Source organism: Streptomyces sp. P5F9, assembly GCF_057961495.1.
On sequence record NZ_JBXVPZ010000327.1, the window covers coordinates 1 to 10,928 of the forward strand.

10 protein-coding genes and 2 pseudogenes are annotated in these 10,928 nt (G+C 70.1%); 4 read left to right on the forward strand and 8 right to left on the reverse strand.

Features of this window, described 5'->3' with window-relative positions; all coding sequences use genetic code 11:
• From AC31A1_RS36430 to AC31A1_RS36455, 6 genes and pseudogenes are all read right to left on the reverse strand, one after another.
• Window positions 1–275: pseudogene (locus AC31A1_RS36430) on the reverse strand (TIGR03943 family putative permease subunit); the annotation flags it as partial.
• Entirely contained in the window at window positions 272–1,285 is a 1,014-nt protein-coding gene (locus tag AC31A1_RS36435) for a permease (protein ID WP_489657408.1), read from the reverse strand. The pseudogene AC31A1_RS36430 and the gene AC31A1_RS36435, both read right to left, overlap by 4 nt.
• An 87-nt stretch (window positions 1,286–1,372) precedes the next feature.
• Complete coding sequence (locus tag AC31A1_RS36440; protein WP_489657416.1) at window positions 1,373–2,284, reverse strand: phosphotriesterase family protein; 912 nt, start codon at window positions 2,282–2,284, stop codon at window positions 1,373–1,375.
• A complete protein-coding gene (locus AC31A1_RS36445; RefSeq protein WP_489657409.1) occupies window positions 2,281–2,865 on the reverse strand; it encodes a DUF4865 family protein in 585 nt (194 codons plus the stop codon). Before AC31A1_RS36445 ends, AC31A1_RS36440 begins: the two co-directional genes overlap by 4 nt.
• A gap of 11 nt (window positions 2,866–2,876) precedes the next feature.
• A pseudogene (locus tag AC31A1_RS36450) lies at window positions 2,877–3,273 on the reverse strand ((R)-mandelonitrile lyase).
• Between the two features lie 12 nt (window positions 3,274–3,285).
• Window positions 3,286–3,852 carry a TetR/AcrR family transcriptional regulator gene (locus AC31A1_RS36455; protein WP_489657410.1) on the reverse strand — a complete coding sequence of 189 codons (567 nt, stop codon included), beginning with the start codon at window positions 3,850–3,852 and terminating at the stop codon, window positions 3,286–3,288.
• 215 nt (window positions 3,853–4,067) lie between these two features.
• On the opposite strand from AC31A1_RS36455, the gene AC31A1_RS36460 reads away from it, so the two are divergent.
• From AC31A1_RS36460 to AC31A1_RS36470, 3 genes are read left to right on the forward strand one after another with little or no spacing between them, the layout of a single operon-like run.
• Complete coding sequence (locus AC31A1_RS36460) at window positions 4,068–4,376, forward strand: SHOCT domain-containing protein (RefSeq protein ID WP_489657411.1); 309 nt, start codon at window positions 4,068–4,070, stop codon at window positions 4,374–4,376.
• A complete protein-coding gene (locus tag AC31A1_RS36465) occupies window positions 4,373–5,125 on the forward strand; it encodes an ABC transporter ATP-binding protein (RefSeq protein WP_489657412.1) in 753 nt (250 codons plus the stop codon). Before AC31A1_RS36460 ends, AC31A1_RS36465 begins: the two co-directional genes overlap by 4 nt.
• Complete coding sequence (locus AC31A1_RS36470; protein WP_489657413.1) at window positions 5,122–7,683, forward strand: ABC transporter permease; 2,562 nt, start codon at window positions 5,122–5,124, stop codon at window positions 7,681–7,683. The genes AC31A1_RS36465 and AC31A1_RS36470 overlap by 4 nt, the downstream gene beginning before the upstream one ends.
• Window positions 7,684–8,041: 358 nt before the next feature.
• Here AC31A1_RS36470 and AC31A1_RS36475 read toward each other — a convergent pair whose 3' ends face one another.
• Together AC31A1_RS36475 and AC31A1_RS36480 are read right to left on the reverse strand one after the other, a co-directional pair.
• The gene (locus AC31A1_RS36475; protein WP_489657414.1) at window positions 8,042–8,587 is read right to left on the reverse strand and encodes an ATP-binding protein; all 546 of its coding nucleotides are present in this window, start codon (window positions 8,585–8,587) and stop codon (window positions 8,042–8,044) included.
• A 356-nt stretch (window positions 8,588–8,943) separates the two neighbouring features.
• Window positions 8,944–9,267, reverse strand: coding sequence for a hypothetical protein (locus AC31A1_RS36480; protein WP_019058105.1), 324 nt, complete (start codon window positions 9,265–9,267; stop codon window positions 8,944–8,946).
• A gap of 362 nt (window positions 9,268–9,629) precedes the next feature.
• Between AC31A1_RS36480 and AC31A1_RS36485 the strand changes: the two genes are divergently transcribed.
• Window positions 9,630–10,754 (forward strand): PLP-dependent cysteine synthase family protein, encoded by a 1,125-nt coding sequence (locus AC31A1_RS36485; RefSeq protein WP_489657415.1) that lies wholly within the window; start codon window positions 9,630–9,632, stop codon window positions 10,752–10,754.
• Window positions 10,755–10,928: the final 174 nt, after the last annotated feature.

Genomic DNA, 10,928 nt, shown 5'->3' on the forward strand with positions numbered 1-10,928 from the left:
GCGTAGAAGAGGAGGCTGAGCGCGGGGAGGAAGAGCAGCCAGGCGACGCGGGGGACCTTGGAGTGGTTGTGGCCCGCATGGTCGTCACCTTCGTCTGGTTTCCGCCGTGACCAGGCCTCCGCGATGCCGAGCAGGATCAGCAGGAACCCGGACGCGACGAGCATCGGGCGCATGCTCGGCTTGACGTAGCGCAGGCACAGGTCGGTGAAGAGTGAGGCGTGCAGCAGGCCCAGGCCGCTGAGGACGGGCAGGGTCACCTGGAGGGGGCGTCTCACAGCAGTACGGCTCCGATCAGCGCGCTGGACAGCACCGCGACGACCGTCGTGGCGGCGGAGAAGCGAGCCGCGAAGGCCCGGCCGAACGTGCCCGCCTGGAGGGCGATCAGCTTGAGGTCGACCATGGGGCCCACGACCATGAATGCGAGCCGGGCAGTGGGGGAGAAACCCGTGAGGGAGGACGCCACGAACGCGTCGGCCTCGGAGCAGACCGCGAGGATGATCGCGAGCGCGGCCAGGAACAGCACCGACAGCCAGGGCGAACCGGCGAAGGTGTCGAGCACGGAGCGCGGTACGGCCACGTTGAAGGTCGCCGCGGCCATGGCACCGACGACCAGGAACCCGCCCGCGTGCAGGAAGTCGTGCTGGAAGCCGGTACGGAACTCGGTGAAGCGGCTGTGCCCCGGCCGGTGCCCGGTGTGCCGCGCGACCGGCCGCAGCCACTCCTCGCGCCCCAGCCAGAGCCACAGCCAGCCCATCACCACGGCGGTCGCGAGCGAGGCGAGCAGCCGGGCCAGCACCATGACCGGGCTGGCGGGAAACGCGATCGCGGTGGCGGTCAGCACGACCGGGTTGATCGCGGGCGCCGAGAGCAGGAACGCGAACGCGGCGGCCGGGGTGACCCCGCGCCCGATCAGACTGTTCGCGACCGGCACCGACGCGCACTCGCAGCCCGGCAGGACGACCCCCGCCATCCCGGCCACCGGCACGGCGAACGCGGCCCGCTTGGGCAGCATCTTCGTGAACACCCGTGCCGGCACGAACGCGTTGATCGCTCCCGAGAGAGCCGTACCGAGGAGCAGGAAGGGCAGCGCCTGTGTGGTGATGGCGAGACACACGGTCCGCCAGGCCTGCACGGCCGGCGCGTCCAGCCACCGTCCGACGACGAACAGCATCAGCCCCGGAACGACAGCCGCCCCGAGCAGCATGAGCGGCCAGGACCGGGGCCAGCCGGCCGCCGCGGCATCCGCCTCCGCCGCTCTCGGCGGCTCCACCGTCGTCGTCTGCACACGAGCTCCACATGTTCGATGTTCGGGTCGAACATAGCGGGCCCGCCTCAGCCCTCGACGACCGCCTCCGGCGCGAGGGCGTACCCGTCAACGCCACTCGACAGAGAACGCCTTGGCGGGGTTCTCCGTGAACACGCGTCCCACCAGCTCCTCACCCACCTCCACCGCGAGCCGTGGCCCCACCCGCCGCAGCAGGTACGGCATGCCCGGACCGCCGTCCACCGAGCGTGCCCCGGCGACCACGGTATCCCCGCCGAGCAGCAGCCGGTCGCCGAAACCGGCCTCGGCCAGCGTCCGGACCGCGTCAGGCATTCGCCAGTCCGTGGCGTGGTGGGCGCGGGACGGGCCGTCGAACGCCAAGTAGGCGCCCGCGTCGGCGGCCTGTCGCTGGACCACCAGGTCGGGGGAGCGGTTGAGGTGGCCGAGGATCACCCGGTCCGGTTCGACCTCCAACTTGCCGCACAGCAGGTCGAGTACGTCGAGGGCGCCCGTGCCCAGCTCCAGATGGACGGCGATGGGCGCACCCGTCGCGCGGTGGGCCTCGGCCGCGGCGGTCATCGTCCAGCGGGCGTGCGCGTCGAGTCCGTGGAAGCCGCCCGCGACCTTGATGATCCCGGCGCGGACCCCGGACTGACCGACGCCTTCCGTCAGTTCGGAGACGAAGACCTCGGCCAGCCCGCCACGCAGACCCTCCAGCAACTCCGGGCTGTAGTGCGCCGCTTGGTGCAACCCGGTCGCGCAGACCACGTGCACCCCCGTCGACCGGGACAGCTGCGGCAGTTCGGTGACCCGCCGCCCCATCCCGTACGGCGTCCACTGCACGACGCTGCCCCCGCCGATGGAACGGAACACGTTCAACTCGGCCCGTGCGGCCGAGGCGTCGCCCAGCTCCTGGCCGGGGAGCCGCGGGCTGCGGAGAAAGAGATGGTCGTGCGCGTCGCACAGACCCAGCAGTCGGGGGTCCACATCCCCAAGTACCGTACGGACGAGGGCATTCACCACTGCCGGCCCCTCGGTAACCCGCCTCGCCCCGGCGCCGAAAGGTGCAGCACCTGGAACACGTCTCCCTCCGCCTTCGGCGACTCGTGCTCCCAGAGCGAGAAGTGGACCAGCTCCCAGCTGTGCGGGTCGACGGCCGCCGCCGCGAGCACCGCACCGTCCTCACCGGCCAGCCGCCGGGTCTCACCCACCGCGTCCTCCATCACCGCTGCCAACTCCCCACTCCCCGCTATCCGTTGACGCCGCCGCACGGCGACGGCCGCCGGTGAGCCCGCCGCGCCGCCCTCCTCGTAGGCGAGGCCCGTCCACTGCACCACCTCAGGTCGCCCGAAGTCGTTGACGAGCCCTTGGAAGGCGCCGCCCCAGAGGAAGCGGTTCATGCCCTCGACCGTGTTCCACAGATAGAACGGCGCGTACTGGTTGACCGGCGAACCGTGTACCCCGCGCTCACGCAGGAGATACGTCTTGAAGCCGAGCCCGTCCCAGTCGTCGAGCAGATGCCCGACCCGGGCGGCCCGGCCCCGGACGATGCCCATGTCGTAGTCCGCGGGCAGAGTGAGTTCGTACTGCATCGCGTGCATCAAGTGCCCCCTCAGGCCGGGTAGTTCGCAGGGCCGACATGCTCGTACCAACAAGCGGTCGTACCGTCCTCCGCGGCCTCGACGACCGCGAGATGCGTCATGAAACGTGCGTGGCGCGGCGCCGTGCCAGTGCCACTCGTCCGGCTCGATCCACACGGTGTCGCCCGCGCGGATCGGCTCGACGGCACCGCCCTTGCGCTGCACCAGCCCCTCGCCCTCCGTCACGTGCAGCAGCTGGCCGTGCGGGTGCGTGTGCCACGCCGTGTGCGCGCCCGGCGTGAAGTGCACGCTGAACATCCTTGTCCGGGACGGTGGTCGGGGCGAGGCGATTTCGTCGAGCCACACCGTGCCGGTGAAGTTCTCCGCCGGGCCCCGCCGCGTGTCGGGGTGCTTCCTGGTGATCCGCACGTACCTGGACTCCTATCGGGAGGACATGGGCGAGAGAAGGGAGAGCAGTCCCCGGACACCGGCGTCGAAGGCGGCCGGCGATCCGGACGCACGGGCGAGCACATACCCGCCCTGCACGGTCGCGAGGACGGTGGCGGCGATCTCCTCGCCGTCCAGCTCCGGCCCGAACTGCCCCTGTTCCTTGCCCTCTTCGACGATTCCGGCGAGCCGCTCACGGATCGCGTCGAGCGTCGCGTCGACCGGTTCCCGCAGCTCGGCGCTGGCGATCACGTCCGGATCCATCGTCAGCCGCCCGACCGGACATCCGCGCAACACATCCCGCTCGCGCCGCAGATACGCCTCGATCCGCTCGTACGGCGTGCCGGGCCCGTCGAGTACTTCCTCGGCGGTAGCCAGCAACTCCTGGGCCGTCCGCCGGATCGCCGCCAGCGCCAGCTCCGGCTTGCCCTTGAAGTGGTGGTACATGCTGCCCTGCCCGGCGCCCGCGCGCTCCAGGATCGCCTTGGGGCTGGTGCCGACGTAGCCACGCTCCCACAGCAGCTCGCGGGTGGACTCGATCAGTCGCTCCGGGGTACTCATGGCAGGACTGTACATACTAGTAGGTACAGAAGTCGAGAGGTTATCTACGGACGCCGGGAGCAGCCAAAACGACCCCGCGTACTCCCCGGGAGGTACGCACACTGCCGCTGGCCGTACGACGACCCGGACCCCTCCCCGGAGCCAGTCTCGATACATCACCGGACATCACAGGAAGCCCCCTCCGGGGCTCCCGGACTCCTTGGAGATGAATCGACATGCAGACTCTGGCGAACTGGAACGGCGGCGGGCCCGGCCCTTGGATCCTGTTCTTCCCGCTGATCTGGGCGGCCGTGGTGGTCGGCGTGGTGACCGTCCTACGCCGCACCGTCTGGCGCGGACGCGGGATCGGGCGCGGTGGCCCGTGGGGCGCGATGGCCGACACCCGTCCCACCGGCGACTCCCCGCTCGCCGTCCTCGGCCGCCGCTTCGCGTCCGGCGAGATCGACGAGGACGAGTACTGGCGCCGCCTCTCCGTCCTGGACGAGCAGTTCGGCCGCACCGGCAAGGGAGGCGGCCCGGCATGACCACCGCGACCACCACCCGCACGGCCGCGCGGGTCGTCGACGCCGTCAAGGTGTACGGCGTCGGCGACACCGCCGTACGCGCCCTGGACGGGGTGAGCGTCGACTTCCCGGCCGGTTGCTTCACCGCGATCATGGGCCCCTCGGGCTCCGGCAAATCCACCCTGATGCACTGTGCGGCCGGACTCGACACGCTCACCTCGGGTGCCGCGTACATCGGCGACACGGAACTCGGCTCGCTCGACGACCGCCGCCTCACCCTGCTCCGCCGCGACCGCGTCGGCTTCGTCTTCCAGGCATTCAACCTGGTGCCGACGCTGACCGTCGCGGAGAACATCACCCTGCCCCTCGACCTCTCCGGAACCAGGGGCGACCGGGAGTGGATCGACGCACTCGTCGACGTGGTCGGCCTGCGCGACCGCCTTCACCACCGCCCCTCGGAACTCTCCGGCGGCCAGCAGCAACGCGTCGCCGTGGCAAGGGCGTTCGCCGGCCGCCCCGAGGTCGTCTTCGCCGACGAGCCGACCGGCAACCTCGACTCCCGCTCCGGCGGCGAGGTCCTCGGACTGCTCCGCCGTGCCGTACGGCAGACGGACCGCACGGTCGTGATGGTGACCCACGACCCGGTAGCCGCCGCCCACGCCGACGAGGTCGTCTTCCTCGCGGACGGACGCCTCGTGGACCGCATGCGGGCCCCCACGGCCGAAAAGGTCCTGGACCGTCTGAAGGCCTTCGAGGACGTGAGGTCATGAACGCGTCCGTACGCCTGAGCATGTCCTCCCTGCGGGCCCACAAGAGGCGCTTCGCCGGTACGTTCCTCGCCGTGTTCCTCGGGGTCGCGTTCCTCGCCGGCACCCTGGTCATGGGTGACACCCTGCGCGCCAACTTCGACACCATGTTCGGCGACGCGACCAGCGGCACGGACGCGGTCGTCCGCAGCGCGGACGCCATCACAACACCCGGCGAGAGCCAGGGCGTTCGGCAACCAGTGCCCACGACTCTGGTGAAGACCATCGACCAAGTCCCCGGCGTCGCGGCCGCCGCCCCCAGCATCCAGGGCGCGGGCCAACTCGTCGGCGCCAACGGCGAGGCCATCGGCGGCAAGGGCCCGCCCACCCTCGCCGGCAACTGGATCACCGACCCGAAACTCAACCCGTACCGCCTCGCGGAAGGCCGAACTCCGGCCAGGCCGGGCGAGGTTGTCGTCAACCGGGGTGCCGCAGACAAAGGCCACCTGAAGATCGGTGACACGACGACCCTGCGCACGCCCGACCCCGTCAAGGTGACGATCGTAGGCCTCGCGACGTTCGGCGGCGAGGACGGCATGGCACAGGTGACGTTCACCGGCATGACCCAGTCCGACGCCGAGAAGTACCTCACCGCGAAACCGGGCGAAGCGGCGAGTATCCAGGTCAGGGCCGGCCCGGGCGTGAGCCAGCAGGCACTGGTCGACCGCCTGACTCCCGTACTCCCCAAGGGAGTTGAGGCGATCACGGGTCAGAAGTCGGCGCAGGAGAACACGGACATGATCTCGTCCCAGTTCCTGACCATCTTCACCACGTTCCTCCTGGTGTTCTCCGGCATCGCCCTCCTGGTCGCGACCTTCTCCATCCACAACACGTTCGCGATCGTCATCGCCCAACGGACCCGAGAGAACGCCCTGTTGAGGGCCCTCGGCGCCTCCCGCCGCCAGGTCACCGCGGCCACCGTCACCGAGGCGAGCGTCGTCGCCGTGACCGCGTCGGCCGCCGGACTGGCGGGCGGCATCGGAATCGCGGCCGGACTGAAGATGCTGTTCCCGGCGATCGGATTCCCGTTCCCCGAGGGCGACTTGGTGATCCGGACGCTCTCCATGGTCCTGCCCCTCGCAGTCGGCATCATCGTCTGCCTCGGCTCGGCACTCATGCCGGCGGTACGAGCGGGCCGCACCGCACCCCTGGCGGCGCTGCGCGAGACGGCCGTGGACCAGTCAGGCGCGTCCCGCGTCCGAGCGCTGACCGGAACGGCCCTCGCGCTTCTTGCCGTCTCCGCGACGCTCACCGGCGTACTGATCTCACCGTCCTTGCTGCTGGCGGGACTTGGAGCGGTACTGGCTCTGGTCGCCTTCGTGGTCCTGGGCCCGGTCGCCTCCTCCACGGCGGTACGCGTCCTGGGCAGCCCCCTCGACCGTCTGCGCGGCGTCACCGGCGGACTGGCCCGACGCAACGCCCTGCGCAGCCCCCGCCGTACGGCCGCCACCGCGAGCGCGCTGATGATCGGGGTGGCCGTGGTGTCCCTGTTCACCGTGTTCGGCGCCTCGTTGAAAGCGACGATGGACCAGACGGTGTCCCGCTCCTTCGCCGGCGACGTGGCCGTCAGCACCCCGTCCTTCGGCGCGGGCGGCAGCGGCCTGAGCCCCCGACTCGCCGGAGCCATCGGCGAGTTGCCCGAGGTGAGCACGGCAGTGGGACTCGGGCGCGGGGTAGCCGAAGTAGACGGCAAGGGACGGGCGTTGACCGTCGCGGACCCCACCGCCCTGGCCCGCACCTTCGACCTGGGAACGGTCCACGGCTCCCTGAACACCCTCGGCACCGACGGCATCGCCATCACCAAAACAGAGGCCGACCGCCAACACCTGACCACCGGCAGCACGGCACAACTCACCTTCACCGACGGCAAGAAGCAGACCTTCACAGTCCGCGCGGTCTACGGCGAGTCCGAACTCGCCGGCGACTACGTCATCACCCGCGCAGCCTGGGCCCCGCACCGCACCCAGGACTCCGACTCGCTCGTCGCCGTCTCCTTCAAGAACGGTGTGAGCACGGCCAAGGGCAAGGCGGCGGTCGAGAAGGTCGCGGCCCACTACGGCAACCCACAAGTCCAGACCCGCCACGCATACGCGCAGTCCTCGGCCGGCGGCATCGACATGATGCTGACCCTCGTCTACGCGCTGCTGGCCCTGGCGGTCCTGATCGCGCTCCTGGGCATCGCCAACACCCTCACCCTGGCGATCCACGAACGCACCCGCGAACTGGGCCTGTTGAGGGCGGTAGGCCAGACCCGTTCCCAACTCCGGGCGATGGTCCGCTGGGAGTCGGTCCTGGTCGCGGCCTTCGGCACCGTCGGCGGCCTCACCCTGGGCGCCTTCCTGGGCTGGGTCCTGGTCAAGGCCTCGGACGGCGCGAGCGACAGCACCTTCGCCTTCGCCCTCCCACCGGTCCAACTCGTGGTGGTGGCCCTGGTGGGCGTCGCCGCAGGTGCCCTTGCGGGCCTGCGCCCGGCACGCCGAGCGGCACGGCTGGACGTACTGCGGGCGATTGCCACCGAGTGATCTGACGCCGGTGGAGAAACTCACGGCGCCAACCCTCACCAGCAGTGCGGGCCCACCAAGTCCAACTGTCCCCACGACGAGGGCCGAGAGGGAGCCGTAGGGGCGCGCCGGTGTTGAGAGCCCCAGCGCGCGGAGGCGCGCAGCGCCGAGCACGGTGGGGCTCTCAACACCGGCTTCCAGCGCCCCGTAGGCGACCGAACCAAAAGAGGTGCGTGGGTGCGTTCACAACACCGGTTCAGGTGCGGCGAGTTTTCGAGACCGGTCCAGGTGTGTCGTTGCCTGAAGGCTGACTCAACTGTCCCACCGTCCACAGCACCAACCCAGCCCCCCCCGCAACCCATAACGAATCACCGCCCGATCAACCGGCAACGGCGGACCGGGCGGGAGCGTGTTGGGGCCGGTGGCCGTCGACCGGGTGCTCGACCTCGGTGACGAACCGGCGCGCGGGTTTCTCCGCGGCCGTACGACGCGGCTGACGAGCCGGCGCAGCTGTCGCGGACGAGGGCGCGGTGAGCGTGAACCACACGACCTTGCCGGACTCGCCGTCCGGCCGCACTCCCCAGTTCTCGCTCACCGCGGCGACCATCGCGAGCCCCCGCCCACAAGTGGCCGTGGGCGAGACCTCGTCGATGTCGCCCACCACGGGAAGCCGGGGATCGCGATCGCGCACCGAGACCATGAGCTGGTCCAGCAGCAGCTCGATCTCGACGACGCACGTCTTGTCGGGCTGGGCGTGCCGGTGGACGTTGGTCAGAAGCTCTGTGACACCGAGCGCGGCCCGGTCTATCAGAGGATCCAGATGCCAGTAGCGCAATTGCGCAGAGACGATTCTGCGGACCTGGCCGATCCGCGACGGCAGGGCTTGGAGCTCCACCGTGCAGTGCCTGCTTGGGTGACTGATCACGGCTGCGACTCCCCGACTGAGGTCCGGAAGAACACGGAGTTCGGATCCAGCAAGGTGGTCGGAGAAACGGCCGCCTGCTGTCGTGTCCGGCGGGCTGGTTCGCAGCGTTATCGCCGGTAAACCCAGAGTGACGTGAGACCAGAGTGACTCAGGGGCCGCGGTCCCGCAACTCGCGGCCGGCTACTGCTCCTCAATGGCGCGGAACAGCCGCTTCACGACCCGGATGAACCACTCCACCACGCGCGCCGACCACTCCACCGCACGGACCGGCCGCTCCACCCCGCGCACCGGCCACTCCACCGCACGACCGCGCCACCGCACAGATGGTCCGCCGCACGGAGAACCCGCCGCGAGGCTCAGCCGCCCCGCCCGGCCGCCTTGCGCACGGCCTCGATGAACCGGCGTGCGGCGGGCGGACCCGGCTGCCCGGGCGCGGGGTCGTGTTCGCCGAGGGTCAACAGGTACCTGTTGCCGTTGAGGTCGGCCAGCGCCCGATCCTCAGGGGCGAACCAGGGCTTCGACGCACGCACCGCCTGCACCGGCGCGCTGTCGATCTCACTGCCGTAACTGGTGAGCAACTCAAGCCTGCCGTCATTGATCCGGACCTGTCCGGCCCGGGTGAGCGAACGCAGCCGCTTCCCGATCCGCACGCCCGTGGCCGTGAACTCCGGCTCCGCCATGCTTCCCCGCCCCCTTGGTCCAGGACATCTGGTGATCCAGTGCGCGCCCCCGTTCAGGACGTTCGTCCCGCTCCGGTGCAGTCTGCCCGCCGAGGCCGTCGAGCACCAGTACGCCCGACCCGGTCACGGTGAGTATCCGAAGCACTCGCACGAGTGCGCCCCCGGGCCCCACGGGCGGCCGATCGCAAACCCGCAGCAAAGGCGTCGCGAACCCATCACGTGCTCACCGAACCCTTGCCCCAGGGCCGCCTTTGGGCCGCCCAAAGGCATGTTTATGCAGGTGAGAAGCGTGCGGAAGGTGCATATGATCGAGGCGTCGGCCGCGCGAGGCGCCGTCGGCGCAACGCGTAAGGAGCCCCGCCGTGAGCACCACCCCCCAGACCCTGACCGGTGCCACCCTCGACGTCGACCGCAGCGACGCCGCCTACCGGAGCTGGCTGAAAGAAGCCGTCCGCAAGGTCCAGGCCGACGCCAACCGCTCCGCCGACACGCACCTGCTCCGGTTCCCGCTCCCGGAGAAGTGGGGTATCGACCTGTACCTGAAGGACGAGTCGACCCACCCCACAGGCAGCCTCAAACACCGCCTCGCCCGCTCCCTCTTTCTCTACGGCCTCTGCAATGGCTGGATCCGGCCCACCCGCCCGGTGATCGAGGCGTCCAGCGGCTCGACGGCGGTCTCCGAGGCGTACTTCGCCAAACTGATCGGCGTGCCCTTCATCGCGGTCATGCCGCGCACGACCAGCGCCGAGAAGATCCGCCTGATCCAATTCCACGGCGGCCAGTGCCACTTCGTGGACGACCCGCGCAAGATGTACGAGGAGTCGGCCACCCTCGCGGTGGAGACCGGCGGCCACTACATGGACCAGTTCACCTACGCGGAGCGGGCCACGGACTGGCGCGGCAACAACAACATCGCCGAATCCATCTTCCGTCAGCTGGAGTTGGAGCGTTTCCCGGAGCCGGCGTGGATCGTCGCGACGGCCGGCACCGGCGGTACCTCGGCGACTCTCGCGCGCTATGTCCACTACATGCAGCACGACACCCGCGTCTGTGTCGCCGACCCGGAGAACTCCTGTTTCTTCGAGGGCTGGACCACCGGCGATCCGGACGTCACCTGCGACTGCGGCTCCCGCATCGAGGGCATCGGCCGCCCCCGTATGGAACCGAGCTTCGTCCCCGGCGCCATCGACCGCATGATGAAGGTCCCCGACGCGGCCAGCGTCGCCGCCGTGAGAGCCCTGGAACAAGCCATCGGCCGCAAGGCGGGCGGCTCCACCGGCACCGGCCTCTGGAGCGCCCTCAAAATCATCGCCGAGATGGTCGCGACAGGCCAACAGGGCAGCGTAGTAACCCTGTTGTGCGACCCGGGCGACCGCTACCTGGACAAGTACTACTCGGACACGTGGCTCGGGGAACAGGGCCTGGACATCCGCCCCTACAGCAAGGCGATCGAGTCACTGCTGGCAACGGGAGTGTGGCCACGCTGAGCTTCTGGATGGCGGTTGGCCCTCAGGGGCGCGAGGCTGTATCGATGTGCGGCTCCGCCGCGTGGGCGCGACCAGCACCCTCGCAGCCGCAGACGACGTACTCCCGTGGAACCTCTATCCGACCAATCGCCGGTCCAAAGCCGTCACCGCACCCTTGAACGCCCGCCCCAACCC